At 38.6% G+C, this 24166-nt stretch carries 24 protein-coding genes; 18 read left to right on the top strand and 6 right to left on the bottom strand.

What is annotated here, in order from left to right; translation table 11 throughout:
* Positions 1–9: 9 nt before the first annotated feature.
* The 6 genes from NXS00_RS12420 to porN all read left to right on the top strand — a co-directional run bounded on the left by NXS00_RS12420 (position 10) and on the right by porN (position 6389).
* Positions 10–795, top strand: coding sequence for a uroporphyrinogen-III synthase (locus tag NXS00_RS12420; protein WP_258099527.1), 786 nt, complete (start codon positions 10–12; stop codon positions 793–795).
* 58 nt (positions 796–853) lie between these two features.
* Entirely contained in the window at positions 854–1813 is a 960-nt protein-coding gene (locus tag NXS00_RS12415; RefSeq protein WP_258099526.1) for a PorP/SprF family type IX secretion system membrane protein, read from the top strand.
* A gap of 165 nt (positions 1814–1978) precedes the next feature.
* Entirely contained in the window at positions 1979–3004 is a 1026-nt protein-coding gene (porK, locus tag NXS00_RS12410; RefSeq protein ID WP_444701424.1) for a T9SS ring complex lipoprotein PorK/GldK, read from the top strand.
* A gap of 28 nt (positions 3005–3032) precedes the next feature.
* A complete protein-coding gene (gene porL, locus NXS00_RS12405) occupies positions 3033–3848 on the top strand; it encodes a type IX secretion system motor protein PorL/GldL (protein WP_258099524.1) in 816 nt (271 codons plus the stop codon).
* Positions 3849–3881: 33 nt separating this feature from the next.
* Positions 3882–5534 carry a type IX secretion system motor protein PorM/GldM gene (gene porM, locus NXS00_RS12400; RefSeq protein ID WP_258099523.1) on the top strand — a complete coding sequence of 551 codons (1653 nt, stop codon included), beginning with the start codon at positions 3882–3884 and terminating at the stop codon, positions 5532–5534.
* Positions 5535–5549: 15 nt separating this feature from the next.
* The gene (gene porN, locus NXS00_RS12395; RefSeq protein ID WP_258099522.1) at positions 5550–6389 is read left to right on the top strand and encodes a type IX secretion system ring subunit PorN/GldN; all 840 of its coding nucleotides are present in this window, start codon (positions 5550–5552) and stop codon (positions 6387–6389) included.
* Between the two features lie 27 nt (positions 6390–6416).
* Here porN and uvrC read toward each other — a convergent pair whose 3' ends face one another.
* From uvrC to porW, 3 genes are read right to left on the bottom strand one after another with little or no spacing between them, the layout of a single operon-like run.
* A complete protein-coding gene (uvrC, locus tag NXS00_RS12390) occupies positions 6417–8225 on the bottom strand; it encodes an excinuclease ABC subunit UvrC (protein ID WP_258099521.1) in 1809 nt (602 codons plus the stop codon).
* Between the two features lie 2 nt (positions 8226–8227).
* Positions 8228–10498 carry a penicillin-binding protein 1A gene (locus tag NXS00_RS12385; RefSeq protein WP_258099520.1) on the bottom strand — a complete coding sequence of 757 codons (2271 nt, stop codon included), beginning with the start codon at positions 10496–10498 and terminating at the stop codon, positions 8228–8230.
* Positions 10499–13063: a type IX secretion system periplasmic lipoprotein PorW/SprE gene (gene porW, locus NXS00_RS12380; protein ID WP_258099519.1), complete on the bottom strand. Its 2565-nt coding sequence runs from the start codon at positions 13061–13063 to the stop codon at positions 10499–10501.
* Between the two features lie 96 nt (positions 13064–13159).
* Here porW and NXS00_RS12375 point away from each other — a divergent pair, with 96 nt between their 5' ends.
* From NXS00_RS12375 to NXS00_RS12320, 12 genes are all read left to right on the top strand, one after another.
* Positions 13160–14029 (top strand): M23 family metallopeptidase, encoded by an 870-nt coding sequence (locus tag NXS00_RS12375; RefSeq protein ID WP_258099518.1) that lies wholly within the window; start codon positions 13160–13162, stop codon positions 14027–14029.
* Positions 14030–14048: 19 nt separating this feature from the next.
* A complete protein-coding gene (locus NXS00_RS12370; protein WP_258099517.1) occupies positions 14049–14471 on the top strand; it encodes a bactofilin family protein in 423 nt (140 codons plus the stop codon).
* Entirely contained in the window at positions 14422–14682 is a 261-nt protein-coding gene (locus NXS00_RS12365) for an AtpZ/AtpI family protein (RefSeq protein ID WP_373418664.1), read from the top strand. Before NXS00_RS12370 ends, NXS00_RS12365 begins: the two co-directional genes overlap by 50 nt.
* Positions 14679–15071, top strand: coding sequence for a hypothetical protein (locus tag NXS00_RS12360; protein WP_258099516.1), 393 nt, complete (start codon positions 14679–14681; stop codon positions 15069–15071). Before NXS00_RS12365 ends, NXS00_RS12360 begins: the two co-directional genes overlap by 4 nt.
* Positions 15072–15095: 24 nt before the next feature.
* Complete coding sequence (gene atpB / locus NXS00_RS12355; protein ID WP_373418666.1) at positions 15096–16118, top strand: F0F1 ATP synthase subunit A; 1023 nt, start codon at positions 15096–15098, stop codon at positions 16116–16118.
* Positions 16119–16152: 34 nt separating this feature from the next.
* On the top strand, positions 16153–16398 hold the full coding sequence (gene atpE / locus NXS00_RS12350) for an ATP synthase F0 subunit C (protein ID WP_258099515.1): 246 nt from the start codon (positions 16153–16155) through the stop codon (positions 16396–16398).
* A gap of 64 nt (positions 16399–16462) precedes the next feature.
* Complete coding sequence (gene atpF, locus NXS00_RS12345; RefSeq protein ID WP_258099514.1) at positions 16463–16957, top strand: F0F1 ATP synthase subunit B; 495 nt, start codon at positions 16463–16465, stop codon at positions 16955–16957.
* A gap of 4 nt (positions 16958–16961) precedes the next feature.
* Positions 16962–17507 (top strand): ATP synthase F1 subunit delta, encoded by a 546-nt coding sequence (atpH, locus tag NXS00_RS12340; protein ID WP_258099513.1) that lies wholly within the window; start codon positions 16962–16964, stop codon positions 17505–17507.
* Positions 17508–17544: 37 nt separating this feature from the next.
* Positions 17545–19122 carry a F0F1 ATP synthase subunit alpha gene (gene atpA, locus NXS00_RS12335; RefSeq protein WP_258099512.1) on the top strand — a complete coding sequence of 526 codons (1578 nt, stop codon included), beginning with the start codon at positions 17545–17547 and terminating at the stop codon, positions 19120–19122.
* 13 nt (positions 19123–19135) lie between these two features.
* Entirely contained in the window at positions 19136–20029 is an 894-nt protein-coding gene (atpG, locus tag NXS00_RS12330) for an ATP synthase F1 subunit gamma (protein WP_258099511.1), read from the top strand.
* Positions 20029–20844: a UbiA family prenyltransferase gene (locus NXS00_RS12325; protein WP_258099510.1), complete on the top strand. Its 816-nt coding sequence runs from the start codon at positions 20029–20031 to the stop codon at positions 20842–20844. Before atpG ends, NXS00_RS12325 begins: the two co-directional genes overlap by 1 nt.
* Entirely contained in the window at positions 20841–21437 is a 597-nt protein-coding gene (locus tag NXS00_RS12320; RefSeq protein WP_258099509.1) for a class I SAM-dependent methyltransferase, read from the top strand. Before NXS00_RS12325 ends, NXS00_RS12320 begins: the two co-directional genes overlap by 4 nt.
* Positions 21438–21439: 2 nt before the next feature.
* Here NXS00_RS12320 and NXS00_RS12315 read toward each other — a convergent pair whose 3' ends face one another.
* The 3 genes from NXS00_RS12315 to NXS00_RS12305 form a co-directional block, all read right to left on the bottom strand.
* Complete coding sequence (locus tag NXS00_RS12315; RefSeq protein ID WP_258099508.1) at positions 21440–22633, bottom strand: THUMP-like domain-containing protein; 1194 nt, start codon at positions 22631–22633, stop codon at positions 21440–21442.
* Between the two features lie 7 nt (positions 22634–22640).
* A complete protein-coding gene (locus tag NXS00_RS12310; RefSeq protein ID WP_258099507.1) occupies positions 22641–23021 on the bottom strand; it encodes a PH domain-containing protein in 381 nt (126 codons plus the stop codon).
* A 135-nt stretch (positions 23022–23156) separates the two neighbouring features.
* The gene (locus NXS00_RS12305; protein WP_258099506.1) at positions 23157–24149 is read right to left on the bottom strand and encodes an aspartate-semialdehyde dehydrogenase; all 993 of its coding nucleotides are present in this window, start codon (positions 24147–24149) and stop codon (positions 23157–23159) included.
* Between the last annotated feature and the right edge of the window lie 17 nt (positions 24150–24166).

Here is a 24166-nt window from a genome sequence, read left to right as displayed (position 1 = left end):
TTGAAAGGAATGAGTGAAGAATTGTTAGTTACAGACAAAGAGAGGCTTAATAAAGTATCATCTATACTTGTATCTCAACCTGAGCCCTCAGATAAAAATTCTCCTTATCATAAACTCGCCGAAAAGTATAATCTTAAGATTGACTTCCGCCAATTTATAGAGATTGACCCGGTCGACTCAAAGGAGCTTCGTAAACAAAAAGTGAATATCCTGGATCACACTGCCGTAATTTTCACTAGTAGAAATGCCGTAGATCATTTCTTCAAGTTGGCAGCAGATACCAAAGTGGAAATTCCAACAGACATGAAGTACTTCTGTATTTCTGAGCAGACAGCTAATTACCTTCAGAAGTACATTGTGATCAGAAAGAGAAAGATTTTCACAGGGGAAAGAACAGCTCAGGATTTGCTTGAAGTGATGAAAAAGCATAAAAAGGAGAAATATATTTTCCCTTGTTCAGATATCAGAAAGGATGACATTCCAGAGTTCTTAGATAAGAATGGATACACATGGTCCGAACTTATTATTTACAGAACAGTTGCTTCTGACTTGTCTGACTTAGAAAATGTATATTACGATATTCTTGCGTTTTTTAGCCCATCAGGAATTAAGTCTTTGTTTGACAACTTCCCTGATTTTAAGCAAAATAAAACCAGAATTGCCGCTTTTGGGCCTACTACAGCCAAAGCAGTAAAGGATGCTGGATTGATTTTAGATATCCAGGCTCCACTTCCTAATGCTCCATCTATGACCGGTGCGTTAGAGTTATACATTAAAAAAGCTAATAACTTATAACAATCACCAAGTAATAAGGGTATTTTTGTTAGAAGCGGTTTTTTAATAAGTTGCCCATATGAAAAGATTTGTGATTAGCATAATGATATTATCAGGAGTATTCAGTGCATCCGCACAGAATACTCCTTTTTTTGGTCATTACATGTTCAATCCAACCTATTTCAATCCTGCGTGGGGTTCGAACGAATCACAAGCTTTTGTTGCTTTTCAGCATAAAACGCAGTGGTTGGGTTACAATACCACATTCGATGGATCAGGTGGTGCTCCCAGCACTCAGATGTTGACATCCGTAGTTCCCATAAAAAACTTCCCATTATCATCCCTAGGACTCAACATCGTTAATGATAACCTGGGCCCACTTACGAATATGCAAGTGAGTCTGCCTTTAACCTACTCTCTGAGTTTAAGGTCAGGAACATTAGGAATCGGAGTTGCTCCAATGCTTTTTTCACAATCAGTAAACTCTGATTTATACAGACCCAATGAACCTAATGATCCTTCTATTCCTAAAGGAGGAAGACAAACTCAAATTGGTTTTAATTTAAATGCAGGATTACTTTACAGAGCAGATAACGGGCTATTCGTTGGTGCTGCTATTCAAAATATAACAGAGCCTGGTTTTGATTTCGGGCTTACTGATTTAGAAAACAGAGTTGAAATGACCTATGCTGTTCATGCTGGTCAACGTTTTACTGTGAATTCTCAATTAAGTATTTCTCCAACGGTACTAGTAAGAACTAATCTGAGTACTTACACTTATGATGTTGGAGCTATAGTAACAATAGGTGAAAGAATTTGGACGGGATTATCTTACCGTCGACAGGAATCAAGTATTCTTTATTTAGGATACTCGTTATTGCAAAACAAGGAATTAAAAGTAGGTTACTCTTTTGACTATGTATTTGTGGGGCAAGAAGCAAAGGCTGTTACGTCCCACGAAATCTTCGTTAGATATGATTTGCCGGACTTGATTTTTGGAGGAAGAAAAAAGGTAAAAACTCCAAGGTTTAGTTTTTAGGAATAGTTTATCGACAATTCATCCACAAAAAGGGGTATTTTGAAGATAAAATTTGTGCGGAATTCAGAGAAGGTTATATATTTAGGCTTAGGAAGTGACAATATTTTTTGATAAAGTTTGTTTATTTTACATACTTGCAAGTTCAAATAAGGTGTTATGAATAATATGCGTGTTTTAAAGTTTTCCACTTTAAGCCTTCTTGCACTGGGATTTTTATCTCAAAGTTGCGGACTTTTTGGTGGAGGATCTTCCGATAATGGTGAGCTCGTTGGAGTTCCAGATCGAGAAGGTTGGGAGATGACCCGTCCATACGGTATGGTGGCGGTACCAGCAGGTACGTTCCACATGGGTCAAGCAGACGAAGATGTAGCTGCTACACAGATTAACCTGAATAAACAGGTTACGATCGGTGCATTCTTTATGGATGAAACCGAGATCACTAACAATGAATACAGACAATTTACTCAAGCTATTACCGAAGGTTCTGAAGTAGACCTTCCAGCAGGTTATGCAATAGCTGATCTAATGCCAGATACAATGGTATGGATGGAGGATTTCACTCACCACATGGGTGATCCAATGGTAACTTACTATTGGTCACACCCTGCGTTTGATGAGTATCCTGTAGTTGGAGTTGATTGGAATGCTGCTCAGTATTTCTGTACTTGGAGAACTCAACACTTAAACGAATATCGTCAGAGTGTAGGTCTTCCAATTATGCCTAACTTCAGATTGCCTTCTGAAGCAGAGTGGGAATACGCTGCAAGAGGTGGAAGAGATATGGCTAAATATCCTTGGGGTAACCCATATGTGAGAAATCAAAGAGGATGTTTGTTGGCTAACTTTAAGCCAGGTAGAGGAAACTATTTTGATGATGGTTTTGCATACACTTCACCAGTTGCTACTTATTTCTCTAACGATTACGGACTATTTGATATGTCTGGAAACGTAGCAGAGTGGTGTGAGGATGCATACAATCCATCAGCTATGCCACTTGTTTGGGATTTGAACCCAACATACTTTGATGAAAGAATTGATTACAAAATTGTTCGTGGTGGTTCGTGGAAAGATATCGCCTATTACCTTGAAACAGGCACTAGAACATATGATCATAGAGACTCAGCTAGATCTTCAGTAGGATTTAGATGTGCAATGACTTATCTTGGTAGATCATCAGGATACGAATTTTAAGATAAACTAACCTAAATTTTATAGAAAAATGAGCAAAAAAGGCGGATTTCAGGAGCTTCTCTTTAGCACGATAATGCCAAAAATCTACGGTATTGGAGCTGCCATCGTTATTGTAGGAGCGATGTTTAAAATATCACACTGGCCAGGAGCAACAGCGATGTTGGTAATTGGTCTGACTACTGAGGCTGTCATTTTCTTCCTTAGTTCATTCGAGCCTAAGCACAAAGAAATTGATTGGTCAAAAGTATATCCAGAATTAGCAGATGATTATGATGGTCCGGTTGCGGCTCCAAGAAAAGTAACTACTGGTAGCAATGCTGGTACTGGTGTTTCTGCAAGCATGGATAAAATGTTGGCTGATGCTAAGGTTGGTCCAGAATTAATTAAGAGTTTAGGTGATGGAATGAAAAATCTGTCTGACTCAGCTCAAAAAATGGCGTCATTGGGTGATGCTGCTCTTGCTACTAACGAGTACGCGAAGAATGTGAAAACTGCTTCAGGTACATTAGTGGAAATGAATAAGTCTTATGCTACTTCTATCGAAGGAATGAAGACTATGACTGCAGCAGCTAACGATACTAAGGAGTATCACACTCAAGTTCAAAATGTAACTAAGAGTCTTGGTGCATTGAACGCTGTTTATGAAATGGAATTGAAAGATGCTCAAGGACATGTTAAGTCTATGAATAAGTTCTATTCTAATTTGACTCAGGCTCTTGAAAGCATGGGTGATGCTGGAAAAGAAACAACTGCTTTCCAAGCTGAACTTAATCAGCTAACAACAAATATTGCCTCTCTAAACAAAGTATATGGCAATATGTTGAGCGCTATGAAACAAGGTTAATTTTCTAATCTAACACCCTAAAAAGAAACTAATATGGCTGGAGGAAAGGAAACACCACGGCAGAAATTGATCGGTATGATGTACTTAGTACTAACAGCCTTGTTAGCACTAAACGTATCTACTACCGTAATTGATAAGTTCGTGTTCTTAGATGACTCACTTGTAAGAGCCAATGGAGAAACAGAAAAACGAAATACTCAAGTTCTTGAGAATATCGTGAAGACTGTTGACGACACTGGTAATCGTGCTGCAGATGTGAAAGTTGTTGAGGCGGCTCAAGAAATCCGCGCCGAGGCAGCTAAAGTATTGAAAGAACTTACGACGCTTAAAGGTACTCTTGTAGATCTTACTGGCGGCTATGAGGAAGGTCATGCTCCAGAATATACAGGGGATGCAAAGCATTTGAAAGGTAAGACAGATTATGACAAAGTAGGTCACTACATGATGCCTGAGGAAGAAGGCGGAGAAGGTAATGGCGTGGTTTTGAAAGAAAGTCTTAATGGTTATGCTGAATTGGTAAAAACCAAGTTGAAAGAGCTTGGGGCTGAAGAAAACGAATTGGAATTCTTCAAAGCAATTGCAGTAGATGCGGACGAAGATCCTATCTATAGCCAAGACCCTAACCAAAAAGGGAAGACGTTCTCAACTTTAGCTTTCGATAGTTCTCCTACACCTGCGGGTCTAGCAACTATCAGTGACTTCCAGTCAAAAGTATTAAGATATGAGACTGCTGCTCTAGATTTCTTATCTGGAAAAGTCGGAGCTGGTGATTTGAAGTTTGATGTGATCGTACCAATGGTTAAACCTGAGTCTAAGTATGTGGCTGCAGGTACCAAGTACACAGCAAAAATGTTCATTGCTGCATCTTCATCTGGAATAACACCAACCATGACTTACAATGGTTCTGAAATTCCTGTTGATGCTTCTGGTCAAGGAGCGGTAGAGTTCACTGCTACTTCTGCTTCTTTCGATAAAGAAGGATTAGCAAGAAAAACTTACGAGGCTGCTATCTCAGTAACTTTGCCAGGAGGTAAGGATACTACTTTCACTAGTGAAATAGAGTACTTTGTTGTAAAGCCTACCATTCAAATTCAATCAACTGCTGTTCAAGCGTTGTACTTGAGATGTGGTAATAATCTGGATGTTCAAGTGCCTCAGTTAGGGGTGGCTTACAATCCATCTTTCACAGCATCAAATGCTAGAACATTCCAAAGTTCAACAGAAAAAGGACAAGTAACTGTAGTTCCGTCAAATGGACAAGATGTAGAATTGAAGGTTTCTAGTAGTGGAAACTTCATTGGAGCAAGAACTTTTAAGGTTAGAAGAATTCCTGCACCGACAATCACTCCGTTCTCATCTCAAGGCCCTATCAATTTGAAGGATGGTATTCCTGCAAAAACACCTAGAATTTCCTTAAGAGCTTTAGCAGATGAGAGTTTCCAGCAGTTTTTACCAGATGATGCCAAGTTTAGAGTAGCTGAAGCAACTTTGACATTGGTAAGTGGTGGAATAGGAAGAGCGTCAGTGACATCAGGTCCAGATGTAAATTTGGGGCCTATTGCAGCACAAGCTAGAAAAGGTGACAACATTGTTGTCGAAGTAAAAAGAGTACAACGTCAGAATTTTAGAGGAGACGTAGAAGATTTTAATAATTTCAACCGAATCATTACGATTCCTTTGAAATAAATAATGTCACAGGTTATGAAAAAGTTATGTTATGCATTATTGATTGGTTTTGCCACCGTTTCTGGAGTTAATGCTCAGGAAATGGAAAGTAAAATTCCGATCATCAAAGCTGATGTCCAAAAAGAACATATCATGTTTGAGCGCATGGTGTGGAGACGAATGGACTTGAGAGAAAAACAAAACGCACCATTTTTCTCAATTAATGGTGAGTTATCAACATTGTTGATTCAAGGAGTAAAGGATGGTTTGATCAAGCCTTACATGACTGATTCAGTAAAAACGATCATGCCTGATAGTATATTCGAATCTAATATCTCTGTAGAAGTACAGGGTGGAGGATTTGATGCAGGAGGCTTCGGAGGTGGTTTCGGAGGCGGTTTCGGAAACGAAACGTCGACTCAGCAATCTTCTGGTCTACAATATGATCCAATTCCTCCATCTGTAATTGATGTGGTTTATCTAAGAGAAAGAGTTCTGTTTGATAGAAATAGATCTAGAATGTATTGGTACATTCAGTCAGTATCTCTATATCTACCAGGAAGAGCTGGATCTGTTTACAATCCTGCTGGGTTTGAAAAAATGGTTGCTAACTTCAAATACGAAGATGTAATCAATTTATTCAGAGGACCATATGCTGATAAAGCTGTTTGGTATAACAATCAAAATCAAGCGCAACATAGAAATTATGGTGATGCATTCGAGTTGAGATTGTTCTCTGCACCAATAACTAAGATGTCAAATGCACAGAACTTAGATATTCGTCAGCAAACTACAGATCCATACGAAGCTGTTATGCTACAGCAGAAAATGGAGTACGATTTAATGGAATATGAAAGTGAACTTTGGGAATATTAATCTCAAAACACCATAATATAGAAAGGGTCAGCTTTTAGCTGACCCTTTTTTATTGTAATGATTATATATTTTTTCTGCTTTGGCTTTTCCAATTAGTTGCGACAGTTCATCTAATGGTACTTTGGCTATGCGGTTGCTGCTCTTATATTCTTGAAGAAGTGTTTTTTTAGTACTGGGACCTATGCCTGCAATTTGATCTAGTTCTGATACTATTGCTGCTTTACTTCTTTTCTGTCTATGGAAGGTAATAGCAAAGCGGTGTGCCTCATCTCTCAGATGTTGGATTAGTTTAAGCGAAGGAGATTTTTTGCTAATATGAATTGGAAACTCATCTTCCGGATAATAAATCTCTTCGAGTTTCTTTGCAATGCCAACAATGGGAATTGACCCGTATAAGTCTAATTGCTTTAAGGATTCACAAGCTGAACTTAACTGTCCTTTACCTCCGTCTATGATGACAAGATCAGGAAGAGAAAGCTCTTCTTCTTTGAGGTGCTTATATCTCCTAAAAACTACTTCTCTCATACTTGCGAAATCATCTGGGCCAACAACCGTTTTAATATTGTACTTTCTATAGTCCTTCTTAGATGGTTTACCATTTTTGAAACAGACCATAGAAGACACTGGGTTGGTTCCCTGTATGTTACTATTATCAAAGCATTCAATATGTTTGGGAAGAGACTGCAGATTAAGATCCTTTTGAAGGATTTCTAACACTCTTTCTGTTGGTGTTTTTGATTCTTCTTGCCTTCTTAGTTTATCTGCTCTAAAGAAGCTGCTATTCTTTAGAGATAGATCGAGTAATTTTTTCTTGTCACCAATCTTAGGGTTTGTAATTTCTACGTTTTCCCAACCAGAGATTTCTTTATTAGTTACGACTTCTCGTGAGAAACTGCTGAATTTACTTCTTAAATTGAAAAGTAAAATTTGTAGAAATTCCTCTTCCGGTTCATCTATTTTTGATTTGGCTTCAATTGTTTCCGAAAGCTTAATTGAACCATGTTGGATTTTCATGTAATTGACATAGTACTTATCCTGGTCCTTTAGAATTCCTAAAACATCTATATCATTGATGGATGGGTTGACAATTAAGGATTTTGATTGGAATTTCTCTAGTAAATCTAATTTGTCTTTGTATTGTTGTGCTGCCTCAAATTTCAATTCAGAAGCTGCTTCATTCATTAGTTGTTTATAATTCTGGCGGACTACTGATAAGTTTCCTTTGAGAATATGTCGCGCACTCTCTATATCCTCTCTATACTTCTCTTCTGTTTGTAGCCCCTCACATGGCCCCAAGCAATTGCCTATATGATATTCAAGACATACTTTGAATTTGCCAGCACGGATATTTGCAGGAGATAGGTTAAGAGAGCATGTACGAATGGTGTAAAGTTTTCTTATCAACTCTAATACGCCATTCATCGCTTTTACACTAGTATATGGGCCATAATAGACTCCTTCACTGGTATTTATCCTTCGAGTCGAATAAATCCTGGGGAAACGCTCATTTGATATACAGATGCTAGGAAAACTCTTGTCATCTTTAAGAAGAATATTGTACTTAGGCTGATATTCTTTTATGAGGCTATTTTCAAGTAATAGCGCATCAAATTCACTATTTACGATGACAACCTCAATGCTTTCTATCTCCTTAACCAATCGAGCCGTTTTACGATTAATATCACTTGATTTAGTAAAATAGCTGGATACTCGCTTTGTCAGGTTTTTAGCTTTCCCTACATATATGATGGTATCCTCGGAATCAAAAAACTTATAGACTCCTGGATCGTTCGGTAGAGATAGGTATTCTGAGGTTGCGAACCTGTTGGTGATCATAGTTAGAAATCGAAATCATCTTCACTTGGAAGTACAGACCGAATGGAGTCTGCTGGCTGAATCACGTCTTGATATCTATTACAATCAAGTTCTACATTAATTGGTTTCACCGGTTTAGGGAAAGATCCTTTTTCTATTCCCAACGTAGGATCTGCATATACTTTGGTCATGAACTTCTCCCAGATTGGCATGGCGGTTCTTGCTCCCTGACCCATGGGCCAATATTTAAAGTGGATTGCTCTGTCATCACCTCCAACCCATGCTCCAGCCGCCAGATCTTTGGTAACTCCCATAAACCAACCATCAGATGCATTTTGGGTAGTTCCAGTTTTAGCTGCGATCTCATTGTTTACTCTAAGAGATCTATCTAACGCCATACCTGTTCCACCTGGTTCTTCGGTAGTTCCTTTGAGCATATGAAGCATAACATAAGCTGTTTGTTCATTAAGGGCTTCTCGTGTTTCAGGGACGAATTGTTGCAATACGTTGCCATTTTGATCTTCAATTCTTGAAATATAGAATGGCTGTGTATAGACTCCTTTATTCACATACGTGGAATAGGCTCCTAACATTTCATATAAACTGACGTCACTTACACCAAGAGCTAATGATGGTACAGCAGCCAGATCACTATCAATTCCCATTCTGTGAGCATATTCAACCACTGTTTGAGGACCTACTTTATCCATGACATATGCAGTGATACTATTTACCGATTGAGCCATTGCTCGTCTAATAGTCATGGTTTCTCCTGAAAATTTACCATTGGAATTTTCTGGTTGCCAGGCAGGTTGTCCTGGAATCGCAATGGTAACTGATTGATCTACTACTTGTTGACAAGGAGACCATCCATTATCGATTGCAACAGTATAGATAAATGGTTTAAAAGTTGACCCTGGCTGACGTTTACCATAGCGTACATGATCAAATTTGAAATATTTATGGTCTATACCTCCAACCCAAGCTTTGATATGACCTGTCTTAGGATCCATGGCCATAAAGCCGGCTTGGAGAAAATGTTTATAATAAGCTAAGGAGTCATATACACTAAATAAGGTGTCCTTTTCACCTTCCCAGCTAAATACTGTCATTGGTGTTTTTTGATTTAGATAGTATTCTAAAGAATCCTTTTCATCTTCATCAAACCTTTTAGCAAGTGCTCTGTATTGTGTGGTTCGTTTGATGGCATCTTGTAAAAAGCCAACCATTTCATTTCCTTCTTTATCAATCCATGGAGCATCGCCTTGCAAGTGATTAAAGAACTTTTGCTGTAGCGTGTCCATGGCTTCACGCATTGCTTCTTCTGCGTACTGTTGCATGCGGCTATCAATGGTTGTATAGATTTTTAATCCATCATCATAAAGATCATATCCATGATCTTTGGACCATGCTAAAAGGTCTCTACCGATTACTGTTCTGAAGTAAGTCGCTAATCCTTCGTTATGATTGTCTACTTTGTAATTCAAGCCGAGATCAGAAACTTTTAAAGTATCAAATGATACTTTATCTATTCGGTCATACTTATATAAGTTATAAAGAACTTCAGTCCGCTTAGCTAATGCATTCTCAGGATTGTATACAGGATTATAACGTGTTGGTGCATTAATGGATCCTATTAAGATGGCAGACTCCTTGTAGTTTAGATTTGCAGGGAGCTTATTGAAAAAAGTCTTGGCTGCCACTTTGATGCCATAAGAGTTACTGCCATACTCAACAGTGTTGAGGTACATGGCTAAGATTTCTTCTTTGGTATATGATTTCTCCAGTTGAACTGCGATTATCCACTCCTTTAGTTTGGTAATAAATTGTCCAGCTCCAGGCACATCATAAAGACTTCCTTTGTTGGCAGTATTGGTACTGTATAAATTCTCAGCTAGCTGCATGGTAATGGTAGAACCACCACCATTAAACGAGCTTGTCAGTTTTCCAACAACCGCTCTGATTAATCCCTTTAGGTCAATTCCAGAGTGTTTTTTGAACCTTATATCTTCTGTCACCAGAAGGGTATTTACCAATTCGGCAGATAGCTCATCATATGATACCGGAGTTCTATTTGTTCGATAGTATTTTCCAAGTAGCTGGCCATCTGCACTCAAAAGCTGTGAAGCTTGAGCAGGGTCTGGCTTTTCGAGATCTTGTAAACTAGGCAATCCTCCAAACCATCCATTGAAATCATTTTTCACCATTGAGAATAAGGTGAAGAGTGATATGGTACCTACTAAGAATAAGGTCCAGATGGAAATAATGATGATTCGAAGAGTCCTCTTGCTCATTTATTTGTAATGTTTATCAAAAAAGTTGAGATATGCATTGATATCTCGTGTTTGGTAGAAGATGTTAAAATTATCTTCCGTGATTGCAAAATTGTAAATTTTTTCACCCTTATACTTCTCTCCAAAATCAATTTCTGCACGCATCAATTTCAAGAAATTGTTCGCACTTTCTTTGCCTGGGAATTCATTAACAAGGGCTAAGGCATTGTTTTCATCCAATATCAAATTACCTGTTGTTAAGCCAAAGTTTTTCGATTTAATGAATGCATCTAAATCGGAAGAAATTGACTGAGATAGGTCGTCTTTATTCGGATAAACAATAACAATATAATGTTTCTGCTTGAAGTATTCCACAAAACGTGCTTTGGCACTGTTGTAAAGATTGATTTGATAATCTTCACTTGCTTTTAACAACGATTGCGCATAGGTGACCACATCGCTTTCTGGATATTCCTTAATGAAATTGTTCAATTCAAGCTGGTATTTGTATTGACCTTCCATTTTACCGACATTCAACACTTTTAGCAAAGCCAGGTTATCACTAAACTGATTCTCTGGAATAGCCATTAATGCACTGTCCAGAAGGTATAAACTTTTAGAATGCTCATTGCTACTGTAAAGTTGGTACGCCCGTGAGTAGATTTTTTTAAGGAGTTCGGTTTCCATTTGACTTTCCTCACGATAATTCGGATTATCTATAAGTTTGGCATAAATGGAATCAGGATATTTTTCTTTAAGAGTTTGAGCTTTACGACCAGCCATTTCTGATTCGTCAAGCTGGTTAAACAGCAAAAACAATTGATACAATACTTCAGCTTCGTACTCCGTATCTGGGAATCTCAACAAAAGCATTTCGAATGTTTCGATAGCATTTCTTTTTTCTTCCAGATTGAAGTTGTAGATATTACCAAGTTTGTAATGAGCTACTTCTACTTCAGACAACATGGTATTGATTTGATCTTCTGATGTAGGAACAGCTGCTACTAATTCATCTATTCGAGATGCTAAAAGATCTTCTTCTGTTATTGCTGCGTCTAGAGACTCCTGTCCCTTGTCAGCTAATTCAGAGGCGTTTGCATCAACCCCGGATTTGTTGCTTCTCCTCCAATTATCCTCTAGGGCCCTTTCTCCCCAAATTCGTTTGAATTCAGAAACACCTCTTCCTATAGAAGACGGAGTGTAAAAATACCACTCTGCTCCGCTTACAGGACTTGTGCCTATTAGATTTCCTCCATTTACGTCTATTGTTCCATTTCTTGCGATATTGGCTTGACGCTTCTCTTCTTTTAGTTTCTTTTCTTTCTCCTGTGCTGCTTCTTTTTTAGCTATTGAAGAGGCTATGGCTCGGATTGAGTCTTGGGGTAGATTGGATATAGCTATCAAACTATCATTTACTCTGATTGTCGTTAATTGCAGCACAAAATCTTCTAAAATTTCCTGACGTTGCTTGATTTTGGCATAGTCGTCTTCATCTTGGGGAAGGACGGCAATAGTGCTGTCGTAATAAGCTTTGGCTAATTCGAAATTTTTGATGCTATCATAGTAAATGCGTCCTAGCTTCAAATAGGCATATGCTTTTTGTCTCTTGTTATTCACAGAAGAAGCCGCAGACATTTTATAGAATTCTATGGCTTCATCAAGATTACCTTGTTTCAATTCGAAGTTGGCCATTTCATAATAGATCTTGTCTTTGTACTCCGTGTTTTTGGTGTCTTTAAGAAGTTTGCGGAAGTACTTTCTGATTTTTTTGATGTCTCCTGAATTCGTGAGCTGACTTACCTGAGCCATATTTAGCTTAGTGTAGAACTCTAGCTCATATTCAGGCCCATTCTTTAGGGTGCTTTGATAATAATTATATGCTTCAGATTCAAAGCCTAATTGTTGATAGACCTGGCCGATGATAAAATCAATACGTGCTCGCTGTTGTCCTCTATTCATTAATGCTTCTGCCTGTACAAGATTCTGCACCAGCATATCCAAATCATCTCTTTTTTGATAGAGATATGCACGAACCATGCTCAACTCGCGCTTATTTTTTGTATTAAGATCTTCTTTTTTCAGGTAGTCTGAAACCACTATGGCATTATTGATTTCATTGAAATCTACGAAGGCCTTGATCAACTCAATTAATGCTTCATGCCTTGCATTGTCATCTCTACCTTCTTTATTTACATATTTGAAGGTTTCAATAGCATCAGCATACTCCAAAGCATAGTATCGAGCCTTTCCTACCAAAACATACGAGTCATCTTCCCATCTGGAGCCCTCATGACGTTGAATAGCAATGGATGCTTTTTCAACACAATCAGTGATGAGCTCCTCCATGCTGTTCGCATCGTTGGAATCAACGGGAACATAAATAGGTAAGATTTTATTGTAATTCCATTGATAATTATCGTATAAGGTAGTTTCAATCTCTTTGATATGCTCATTTGCTATGAAGTAAGCATTGTAGTGAGCAGTGAGATTATGATATGATGATCCTACCGGGTTGCTGCTGTAAGTAGAACAACCTGCTACGACTATCGTAATAATGGTTAAATAAATGAAGAGATTCCTTTGCACAATAGATATTTGCAAATTAACGTATATCCTTAGAGAATCTTGTAAAGATAAACAGTAGGGTTTCAATATATTTGACACTTAATAAAAAACGTCGATTTGTCACCAAAAAAGACTTTATCCAATTGGCTTACCAACAGGTATCTCCTAATTATTAGGAATGAAGAGAATTTTGCTGAAAAAAAGACAGTTAGCTTTAATTATGCTCGACTGATTTTATTGGCAACAGCTGCTTTTATTGTTACCCTGGCACTATCTGTATATATCGTTACAGTTGTGTTAGAAGAATGGTTGGATCCAAGATTTGCCATGATGCAGTCTAACCGACAGCTTGTAGGCTTGACGATGAAAATTGATTCCTTGGAATATGAAATTCAACAAAAGGATCAATACTACGCCAATATCCAGCGAATAATTGGTGGAGATGTGAGCTCTATGGAGACCATGGAGCAAGTTGATGCTAACTCATTGACAAATGCTGAAATAGGCATGCGTGAAAGTATTCAGCCAATAGATTCTCAGTTTAGAGCCGAATTTGAAAATCAAGAAATAGGTTCTTTAACTTATGAGACCTATAGCTATGACGAGTTTAGAGAAATGTATTTATTTACTCCTCTAGAGGGAGTAGTGGCCGTGACTGATGGATTCAACCCCAAGAAAGATCACTATGGTATAGATCTGGTTGCTAAGGAGAACGAGCCTGTAAAAAGTGCCGCCGATGGTGTGGTGGTTTTTTCATCCTGGACTCTGGATAGTGGATATATTATAGGAATTCAGCATCGTGGCAATCTTATTTCCGTATACAAACACAATTCGGAATTATTAAAAAACGTTGGTAATTTTGTAAGCGGTGGTGAGGTTATTGCCATAATTGGTAATACCGGCGAACTTACAACAGGACCACACCTACATTTTGAGCTGTGGCATAATGGAAACCCAGTGAATCCACAAGAATATGTCGCATTCTAACGAACACAAAAAAGAACCCATGTTTAACAAGCAGGAACAAAAAGTAGCAGAAGAACTTAGCAACTCAAGCAATATTATTGGTAAAGGCACCATATTAGAAGGTAATCTGGAAACCTTTGGCAATATAAGAATTGAAGGAAAAGTGGTTGGTAATATCAAAACCAAATCCAAAGCTGCGTTTGGCCAGTCATCTCAAGTGGAAGGAAGTGTTTTGGCTCAAAACGCTGAAATAGCAGGCCACATTACTGGTACTGTAGAAGTTACTGAAATTCTGGTTCTCAAACCTACAGCTGTAATTGATGGTGACATAATTACCAACAAGTTAATTGTGGAGTCTGGAGCAGCATTTAATGGTAGCTGTAAGATGGGTGTAAAAAGTAAAGAGATAAAAATTGGCAAACCCGAAGGAGACGACAAACCACTCCTCAAAGCACAGTCCTGATAAGAAGAGTTCTAAGTTCGGTGCAGATAATGCTTATATCAAGTACACCGGACTTGGCTTTCAGATGATTACAACAATCCTTCTAGGAGTATTCGGTGGTATGTATTTGGATGAATATTTTGAGATGTCTTTTCCAGCATTTACAGCTGGTTTATCTCTGTTCTCCGTCATCGCTTCTATGTATCTGGCCATTAAAGAATTAATCAAATGAAACTGTTTATCAGATTGACCCCTTTGCATATTGTTTTTACAATAGTGCTGGCAGGCATTGTATATCTATTGAAGCTATCTGATTTTGAAGAATATATTCATACAGCAATTTGGGGTACGCTTATATTTTATTTTGTTCAGGGTTTAGTGATTAACCTGTCTATTGATTGGGCAAAAAAAAATAGCCAGGATAAACTTCATCTGTTTCTCCTTGGTTCTGTGGCATTTAGGCTGCTCACTTCTATTTTTGCATGTATCTTTGTGCTGCTATTTGGGATCGGAGACCAAGAGATGTTTATTATCAACTTCTTTGGAGTTTATTTACTCTATTTAGTCTTTGAAATGACGAGTCTTGTCGCTAATTTGCGCCCGAATTTGAATAGCCAATAATATTTTATCAGAAAACCTTAGATGATGGGCGTTTCCTTGAGGAAAATTATCGGACTTGCTGGTCTATTTTGTCTTTTGACTTTTGCTGGTCTTAACACAACGTTTGCAGCTGAAAAAGCTGGCGGAGAGGGTGAAGCTTTTAGCCCTGGTGACATGATTACACATCACATCACAGATGATTATGTGTGGCATTTCTTCGATGGTCATTATGGTACATTGTACCTCCCTGTGATTCTTTACACAGATAATGGGCTTGAGGTGTTTTCTTCAAGCAACTTCTACGATGAGCATCATGAAAAAGTTGCTTATGGTAACTACATGATTGATCATGGTCACATCAAAACATTGGATGGAGCGTCTGTTCTAGACTTCTCTATCACTAAAAATGTGGCTTCTATGTTGGTGAGTATCTTCTTGATGCTTTTGGTCTTCTTATCGATTGCTAAAACGTATAAGAAGAATCCAGGAGAAGCTCCAAGAGGCATGCAATCATTTTTTGAGCCAATCATCTTATTCATTAAAGATGAAATTGCTATTCCAAATATTGGTGAGAAGAAATACAAGAAGTTCCTGCCTTTCCTATTGACATTATTTTTCTTTATCTGGTTCAACAACCTGTTAGGTTTGATGCCGGGTGGAGCTAACCTTACGGGTAATATTTCAGTGACTTTCGTATTAGCATTTATCGTCTTGATTGTGACGTTGGCTAGTTCTGGAAAGGCTTACTGGCAGCACATCTTTGCTATGCCGGGAGTACCTAAGCCAATTCTTTTGATTCTTATACCAATTGAATTGATCGGTATCTTAACAAAGCCATTCTCATTGATGGTTCGACTTTTTGCGAACATTACTGCGGGTCACATTATCATCTTGAGCTTACTTAGCTTAATCTTTATTTTCGAAAGTGTTTGGATCGCACCTGCGAGTGTGGCCTTCTCTATATTTATGAACTTCCTTGAGCTATTCGTAGCATTACTTCAAGCGTACATCTTCACATTGCTTTCAGCGATGTATTTTGGAGCTGCGGTAGAGGAAGCTCATCACTAAAATTGAATGTTTTAATTTTTAATTATACACAATTATGTTAGCTAGTTTATTAATGGACATGAGCTTGGCAATTATGGGCGCTGGTATCGGTGCTGGTCTAGTTGCGATAGGCGCTGGATTAGGTATTGGTAAAATCGGTGGTTCTGCTATGGAATCTATCGCTAGACAACCAGAAGCTGGAGGTAAGATCCAAACTGCGATGATTATTGCAGCGGCTCTTATCGAGGGTGTAGCTCTTTTCGGTGTGGTAGTTTGTCTACTTATATCGTTCAAGTCGTAAAACATTAAGTCCCTCCGGTTAGCGGGGGGACTTTACTATTTTAACAAACAACTACAATTAAGATATGGAACTGGTAACTCCTGGTATTGGTCTAATAGTTTGGCAAGCGGTTGCTTTCATCATCGTGCTTTTAATTTTAAGAGCATTTGCATGGAACCCAATCATGAGTGCTTTGAGAACCAGAGAAGGTTTGATCGAAGATTCATTGAAGGCTGCAGAGAATGCAAAAGCTGAGATGGAGCAAGTAAAGCTTGACAATGAATACTTACTACAGGAAGCTAAAATAGAGCGAGACAAATTGCTTCAAGAAGCTTCTGTAATAGCTAACAAAATTAAAGAAGACGCTAAGAAAGAGACTTCTGTAATCACAGACAAAATGATCGCTGATGCCAAATCATCTATCGAGTCTGAGAAGAAAGCAGCTTTGGCTGAGGTGAAAAACCTTGTAGCTGAATTGTCTCTTGAAATTTCTGAGAAACTTCTAAGAGAGAAACTTTCTGATGACAAATCACAGAAAGCCCTTATTGACAAGTTTTTGAAAGAAGTAAAAGTAAACTAAGAAGATGTCTATCACTAGAATAGCGGTTAGATACGCCAAGCCATTGTTGGAGCTTGCTGAAGAGAAAAAATCTCTTGATGCAGTGAGAGCAGATATGCTTGGATTTGCAGAATTGTGCAAAACTAACCGTGACTTTGTATTGATGCTTAAGAGCCCAATCATACCACATTTGAAAAAGGCTCAGATTCTTAAAGCAGTGTTTGATAAGAAAGTAGATGCATTGACAGCTACCTTCTTTGATATCGTAGTGAGAAAGAACAGAGAGAAATTCCTTCCGGAAATTGCTAAAGAGTTTAACACTCTTTACAATGAAAAGATGGGATTCCAGGAGGCTACTGTGACTACTCCTATTGCTTTGGATGATAAAGAAAGAAAGACTTTTGAAAAACTTGTATCTGATATCACAGGTAAGAAGCCTTTGTTGTCTGAGAAAGTAGATCCTGAATTGATCGGTGGTTATCGATTGAGTCTAGGTGATAGACAAATAGATGAAAGTATTAGCGGTCAATTGAAAGACCTGAAATTGAAGTTCCAAAAAGAAACGATTTAATCAAACCCCGTCCTGCGGGACCTAAAAAAATAAAACTATGGCAGATGTTCGACCTGATGAAGTTTCAGCGATCCTTAGAGAGCAGCTATCTGGCTCAAAGTCTGAGGCTGAACTAGAAGAAGTTGGAACCGTACTTCAAGTAGGTGATGGTGTAGCTAGAATCTATGGTTTAACTAAAGCACAAGCTGGTGAGCTTCTTGAGTTCGAAGACGGTTTGAAAGCGATGGTTTTGAACCTTGAAGAAGATAACGTAGGAGCTGTACTACTTGGAGAGTCACAAGAAGTAAAAGAAGGTGACACTGTAAAAAGAACAGGTATGATTGCTTCCATCAAAGTTGGTGATGGAATGAGCGGTCGTGTTGTTGATACATTGGGTAATCCTATCGATGGTAAAGGTGCTATCGAAGGAGAGCTTTTCGAGATGCCAATCGAAAGAAAAGCACCAGGTGTAATCTACAGAGAGCCTGTAAGTGAGCCTATGCAAACTGGTATCAAGGCGATTGACTCAATGATTCCAATCGGAAGAGGTCAAAGAGAGTTGATCATCGGTGACCGTCAGACAGGTAAGACTGCTGTAGCGATTGATACAATCATCAATCAAAAAGAATTTTATGATAGAGGTGAACCTGTTTACTGTATTTATGTTGCAGTAGGTCAGAAAGCTTCTACTGTTGCTGGTATCCAGGCTTCTCTAGAGAAAGCTGGAGCAATGGCTTATACAACAATTGTAAGTGCAGCTGCTTCTGATCCAGCTCCTATGCAGTTCTTTGCTCCATTCGCAGGTGCTGCTATTGGTGAGTACTTTAGAGATACAGGACGTCCTGCACTAGTAGTATATGATGACCTTTCTAAGCAAGCGGTTTCTTACCGTGAGGTTTCTCTTCTTCTAAGAAGACCTCCAGGGCGTGAGGCTTATCCAGGTGATGTATTCTACCTTCACTCAAGACTTTTAGAAAGAGCTGCTAAAGTGATCAACAATGATGAGATCGCTGCTCAAATGAATGACCTTCCGGATTCCCTTAAAGGAAAAGTAAAAGGTGGTGGATCATTAACTGCTCTTCCAATTATCGAGACACAAGCTGGTGACGTATCTGCATATATCCCAACAAACGTGATCTCTATCACAGATGGACAGATCTTCTTGGAGACTAACCTATTCAACTCTGGTATCAGACCAGCGATTAACGTAGGTATCTCAGTATCTCGTGTAGGAGGTTCTGCTCAGATTAAACCAATGAAAAAAGTATCTGGTACTTTGAAGCTAGATCAGGCACAGTTCCGTGAACTAGAGGCATTTGCTAAGTTCGGATCTGATCTTGATGCAGCTACTAAGAGAACTATCGATAGAGGTAGAAGAAACCAGGAGATCTTGAAGCAAGCACAGTATTCTCCATCTTCTGTAGAGGATCAAGTGGCAATCATCTTTGCTTCTACTAAAGGATTCTTGGATAAAGTACCTGAAACAAAAGTAAAAGCTTACGAAACTGAATACCTGACTGTATTGAAAAACTCTCACAAAGATGTGTTGGAGTCTATTAGATCAGGAAAGTGGGATGATTCAATAACTGATACATTGGCTACTGTAGCCAAAGATCTAGCATCTAGATATAACTAAGAACTAGTCCGAAATGGCAAACCTTAAGGAAGTAAAAGGAAGAATTCAGTCGGTCACTTCAACGCAGCAGATCACTAAAGCGATGAAGATGGTGGCTGCAGCGAAGCTGAGAAGAGCTCAGGATCGTATCACTCAGATGCGCCCTTATTCTCAGAAGCTTTCTGCCATCATCCAAAACGTTTCTGCTGGAGTAGACAGTTCTGAAATCGATAATCCATATGCTGAAGTAAGAGAAGTATCCAAGGTATTAATCGTGGTAGTTACTTCTGACAGAGGTTTATGTGGTGGTTTTAACAGTAGTATTTTCAAGTCGACTAAAAACTTGATTGCTGAGAAATATGCAGATGTAGAAGCTGCTGGCAATTTGGTTTTGATGCCGATAGGAAAGAAAGCTTACGATCACTTCGTGAAGAGAGGTTACAACATAGTAGATGATTATCACTTGATGTTCGGAAACCTTGATTTTGGACATGTGATGGATGCTGCTGAGTACGCGATGAAAGGTTTCGTGGAAGGTGAGTTTGATAAAGTGGATATTGTGTATAACGAGTTCAAAAACGTAGCTACACAAATCACACGTCAAGAGTCTTTCTTGCCGATTCAAAATGAGGCAACTGAGGAAGCTGAGCAAACGGAAGTGATTGATTACTTATATGAACCTAGTCAAGAGTTCATATTCTCTGAAATCGTTCCTAAATCATTGCACATTCAGTTCTACAAAACATTGTTGGAGTCTAATGCTTCTGAGCAAGGAGCCAGGATGACTGCAATGGATCAAGCTACTGACAACGCTGGTGAGTTGTTGAAAGATCTGAAATTGACTTACAACAGAACTCGTCAGGCTGCTATTACTAAAGAGATCCTTGAGATCGTTGGTGGTGCAGAAGCATTGGCACAAGGTGGATAATGATGATCCAACTGGATCGTATATATAAATACTTTAGATGGCTCTCATTGGACATTGTCCTGGGAGCCATCTTTTTTTTGGCCTTTCTAGAAAGGTATTACCAGGTCAATCTATCCATTCATGTATATTTCGCGTTAGGAAGTGCTGTGTGGCTTATTTATACCACGGATCACCTTATGGATGGTGCAAGCCTTGCAAACCCTTCTAGTGATCGTCATAGATTCCATAAACGCTATTTTAAGTGGTTGATTAGTGCAGGAGGTCTAGTCCTGATTTTGGCTCTTGTCAATGTATATTTTTTGGAAATCGATATAGTACGCAATGGTGCAATTGTTTCTGCATGCAGTGTTAGCTATCTCCTGTTGGTTTATTTCTTTAGAAAGCTCTGGGTAAAGGAGATTTTAGTAGCTCTTGTATATAGCATAGGTATCTATTTAGCACCGATCAGTATGGTTGATTCGTTTAGTTATTTAGATGTCATTTTAATCTTCCAATTGTCAGGTGTGGCATTTCTAAATCTTTTGATTTTCTCTTTTTATGACCGCCATTCAGATAACAAAGACGGATTTAATTCACTTGTTCTTCGGCTAGGAGACTATAGATCGAGACTCTCGATTGTTACTTGTGCAATGGTGATTGTTCTGAGTTGTCTTGTGACAGGGTTGGGTTCACCTATTCAAGTGCTTTATCTTTTAATGACAGCCATTTTATTGTTGGTGTTTTTAATGCCTAAGCTCTTTAATACCTCAGCTTTGTATAGAACTATCGGCGATGGAATATTCTACCTGCCAGGGATTTTTGTCCTACTGTTATGAAGATAGGTCGACTTGCCTCTATATATGATTGGCTAGCAAATTTAGTTTTTGGAGCGAAATGGAATGCTATTCAATTAAATGCATCTGCTGATCTTAATGAGCATGGTCGTGTGCTAATAGTCGGTGGTGGTACTGGACAAATACTTGATCAACTGGTTGATTGCAAATTGACCTTTGTGGAATTGTCTGCGACTATGATCCAAAAAGCTAAAATGAGACCAAACACTGAAAAAGTGGATTGGGTGAATCAGGATTTTTTGACTTGGCATACTAATAAGAAATTTGATGCAGTTTATTGCCCTTTTTTCCTTGATGTTTTTCCGGAACCTGAATTAAATAAGGTCCTTGATAAAATTGAAATCTGCATGAAGCCAGGAGGCAAATTTTATGTTCTGGACTTCCAGAGAGGGAATAGGTTTCAGCAAATGCTTACAATTTTGATGATCCTATTCTTTAAAATGGTCTCAGGCTTGAAGTCTGATGGATTGCTGGACATAGATCAACAGATACGACAATGTAATTTCAAATTACAGAAAGAAGAAGTTTTTTATGGTCATTGGATCTTTTACAGATCTTATGTCATGTCGAGTTAATTCTATTTGTCAGGGTGTTTTGTCAATAACAATTTCGGTTTGTTATTTTTGTCTCGTAACCCTATTAGAAAGAATTTCCCTCCATCCTTTAATTTCAATTTTTTCTTCAATTCATCCGGTTTTTGAGGGTAGTTTTTCGTGAGAACATTCACTTTGCCATCTGAAATAGCTTTCCCAATATTTTTCTTATTGATATCAGAATGAATGATTTCGAATACTCTCCCTGGGAAGTTATCTATCAATGAATCTGAAGTGTATAAATGAGTGTTAATAGCTATTTTGTGGAGTTCATACTGTGAGCCAATGAGTTTAAATGCTCCAGCCTTAAGGATAGAACTGTTCGGGTCGTATAAATACCTTTGAGGCTCAGAAAAACTGGATGAAGCAGTCTTCTCGTTGCTAGTACAAAAAGAAAAGGATGGTTGTGTCGTTTCCAGATTAACACACTTAATGATGGGCTCATCTAGTGCCTCAGTTTGATAATCTAGAAGAAAAAGAACTTCTTTCACTTCATTTCTTACACTCACTACATGGACTTCTTTTACCTGCTCTAGTTGGCTAACGGCAAGCGAAATGTCGATCATTGGAGCTGCTTTAATCAATACTTTGTCTGCTTTTTCTCTGAAGGAAGGCAGAAGCTCAATCACATTCGGAAAACAGTCCTCAAAAAGGAAGACACGCGACTTTTGCTCACTTCGTCTGGCAGGGTCGATGAAGAAAGAAGTATTGGATTCTACCTCATTGATAAACTCCTCCGCCGTACTGTGGTGAGCAGTGATGTCAGGTTTTGAGAGTACTTTCAGGTTATGTTGGAATGTTTCATGGATTTGCTCATTCATCTCCACATGATGCACTTTCTCAAATTGATTGGCCAGATAGAGTGTATCAATTCCCATTCCTCCCGTAAGATCTACCAGGGTGTTTCCTGAAAAAATGCTCGCTTTGTAAGCCCCAGTTGCTGGAGATGAACACTGCTCTAGTGACAAAGGTGGTGGCATGATCAGGTCGTAGTTGTCATACCATTCCGGAAGCTTGGTTTTGGCTTTTCTCCTACTAAGAATTTGATCAGCTATAAATGAAATGTCTGCTTTGAATTCCGCAGGCGGATTAAGGATGAGTTTTTGAATATCAGCTGACTCATTTTCTCGAATAAAATTAACTATGTCAGGAGAAGTGAGGGTTTCAATAGAATCCATGAATGTACTATTTCAGCACATAGGTAGCGAGTAATTTTTGGATATCGTAAACGTTTACTGACTTATTGAATTTCTTTTGGATGGAAGGCACTGATTCACTGGAAATCCATATTTTGAGTTCTGCATCCAGGTCAAAAGTACCAACAGTTTCAATGCTAAAACGAGTGATGCTTTTGTAAGTAACAGAAAAGTATTCCACCTTCTTTCCCGTGACTCCCTGCTTGTCTACAAGGATTAATCGCTTATTCGTAAAGATGAAGGTATCTCTAATTAACTTAAACCCTGTTTCGATGGTCTCTTCTGGAATTAGCAGCTGAGCGTAATCCGCTTGTAATTTGTCATTGTCTACAGTTCCTGCATTTCCAAGTATTGATGAAAGTATTCCCATTGGAGTTCTTTTTAATTGATAACCGCTACGTTAGTAGTAATGTTAGAAAATAAAAACGGCTTGTGGAAATGTCCACAAGCCGTTTATTGTATTTGAAATCTGATTGGTCAATTGAAGTTTGACTGGCAATGCCAGTTAGAATACGAGACTATTCTCCATCATAAACTCTGCGATTTGCACTGCATTAGTAGCTGCGCCTTTTCTTAAGTTGTCAGCTACGATCCACAGATTCAATGATTTCGGCTGTGTTTCGTCTCTTCTTACTCTACCCACAAAAACCTCATCTTTCTGATGTGAATTTAACGGCATAGGGTAGATATTATTTTTCGGATCATCTTCTAAGATTACTCCTGGAGTCTTAGCGATGATTGATTTTACTTCTTCTAGATCAAATTCATTGTCGAATTCAATGTTAACAGATTCAGAGTGTCCACCTATAGTTGGGATTCTTACGCACGTGGCTGTTACTTTCACGTTCTCATCCTGAAGAATTTTTACGGTCTCTTTTACCATTTTCATTTCTTCCTTGGTGTAATCGTTCTCCTGGAACACATCAATATGAGGCAATACGTTCATATCGATTTTGTATGGATAAGCCATTTCACCTTCCACTCCGGCACGCTCATTCATCATTTGATCCACCGCTTTTTTACCAGATCCAGTTACGGACTGGTAAGTAGAAACAACTACACGGTTGATGCCATATTTTTTATGTAATGGTCCTAACACCAATACCATCTGAATAGTAGAACAGTTTGGGTTGGCGATGATTCGATCGTCTATTCTAAGATCGCTTCCGTTTACTTCAGGAACGATCAATTTCTTTTCTGGATCCATTCTCCAGGCAGATGAGTTGTCAATTACAACTGTTCCTGCTTCTGCGAATTTTGGAGCCCACTCTAAAGAAGTACTACCACCAGCAGAGAAAAGTGCGATATCTGGTTTTTGATCTACCGCATCCTTTAGTCCAATTACCTTGTAAGTCTTACCTTTGAATGTGTACTCTTTACCCACAGATCGCTCTGAAGCGACTAACAACAATTCATCGAACTGTACATTTCGCTGCTCGATGACTCTCAACATTTCCTGGCCAACCAAACCGGTGGCACCCACAACAGCAATTTTCATTTTTTTAAGGATTACGA

It is taken from the genome of Marinoscillum pacificum (assembly GCF_024714495.1).
Classification (GTDB): domain Bacteria; phylum Bacteroidota; class Bacteroidia; order Cytophagales; family Cyclobacteriaceae; genus Marinoscillum; species Marinoscillum pacificum.
The sequence above is the reverse complement of the archived record's forward strand: the minus strand, read 5'-3'. Positions and strand labels throughout refer to the sequence as shown.

Bases quoted from the DNA above. Each gene is read 5' to 3' on its own strand.
- NXS00_RS12420 (WP_258099527.1), top strand. From the start codon at position 10: ATGAGTGAAGAATTGTTAGTTACAGACAAAGAGAGGCTTAATAAAGTA.
- NXS00_RS12415 (WP_258099526.1), top strand. From the start codon at position 854: ATGAAAAGATTTGTGATTAGCATAATGATATTATCAGGAGTATTCAGT.
- porK (WP_444701424.1), top strand. From the start codon at position 1,979: ATGCGTGTTTTAAAGTTTTCCACTTTAAGCCTTCTTGCACTGGGATTT.
- porL (WP_258099524.1), top strand. From the start codon at position 3,033: ATGAGCAAAAAAGGCGGATTTCAGGAGCTTCTCTTTAGCACGATAATG.
- porM (WP_258099523.1), top strand. From the start codon at position 3,882: ATGGCTGGAGGAAAGGAAACACCACGGCAGAAATTGATCGGTATGATG.
- porN (WP_258099522.1), top strand. From the start codon at position 5,550: ATGAAAAAGTTATGTTATGCATTATTGATTGGTTTTGCCACCGTTTCT.
- uvrC (WP_258099521.1), bottom strand. From the start codon at position 8,225: ATGATCACCAACAGGTTCGCAACCTCAGAATACCTATCTCTACCGAAC.
- NXS00_RS12385 (WP_258099520.1), bottom strand. From the start codon at position 10,498: ATGAGCAAGAGGACTCTTCGAATCATCATTATTTCCATCTGGACCTTA.
- NXS00_RS12370 (WP_258099517.1), top strand. From the start codon at position 14,049: ATGTTTAACAAGCAGGAACAAAAAGTAGCAGAAGAACTTAGCAACTCA.
- NXS00_RS12360 (WP_258099516.1), top strand. From the start codon at position 14,679: ATGAAACTGTTTATCAGATTGACCCCTTTGCATATTGTTTTTACAATA.
- atpB (WP_373418666.1), top strand. From the start codon at position 15,096: ATGGGCGTTTCCTTGAGGAAAATTATCGGACTTGCTGGTCTATTTTGT.
- atpE (WP_258099515.1), top strand. From the start codon at position 16,153: ATGTTAGCTAGTTTATTAATGGACATGAGCTTGGCAATTATGGGCGCT.
- atpF (WP_258099514.1), top strand. From the start codon at position 16,463: ATGGAACTGGTAACTCCTGGTATTGGTCTAATAGTTTGGCAAGCGGTT.
- atpH (WP_258099513.1), top strand. From the start codon at position 16,962: ATGTCTATCACTAGAATAGCGGTTAGATACGCCAAGCCATTGTTGGAG.
- atpA (WP_258099512.1), top strand. From the start codon at position 17,545: ATGGCAGATGTTCGACCTGATGAAGTTTCAGCGATCCTTAGAGAGCAG.
- atpG (WP_258099511.1), top strand. From the start codon at position 19,136: ATGGCAAACCTTAAGGAAGTAAAAGGAAGAATTCAGTCGGTCACTTCA.
- NXS00_RS12325 (WP_258099510.1), top strand. From the start codon at position 20,029: ATGATGATCCAACTGGATCGTATATATAAATACTTTAGATGGCTCTCA.
- NXS00_RS12320 (WP_258099509.1), top strand. From the start codon at position 20,841: ATGAAGATAGGTCGACTTGCCTCTATATATGATTGGCTAGCAAATTTA.
- NXS00_RS12315 (WP_258099508.1), bottom strand. From the start codon at position 22,633: ATGGATTCTATTGAAACCCTCACTTCTCCTGACATAGTTAATTTTATT.
- NXS00_RS12310 (WP_258099507.1), bottom strand. From the start codon at position 23,021: ATGGGAATACTTTCATCAATACTTGGAAATGCAGGAACTGTAGACAAT.
- NXS00_RS12305 (WP_258099506.1), bottom strand. From the start codon at position 24,149: ATGAAAATTGCTGTTGTGGGTGCCACCGGTTTGGTTGGCCAGGAAATG.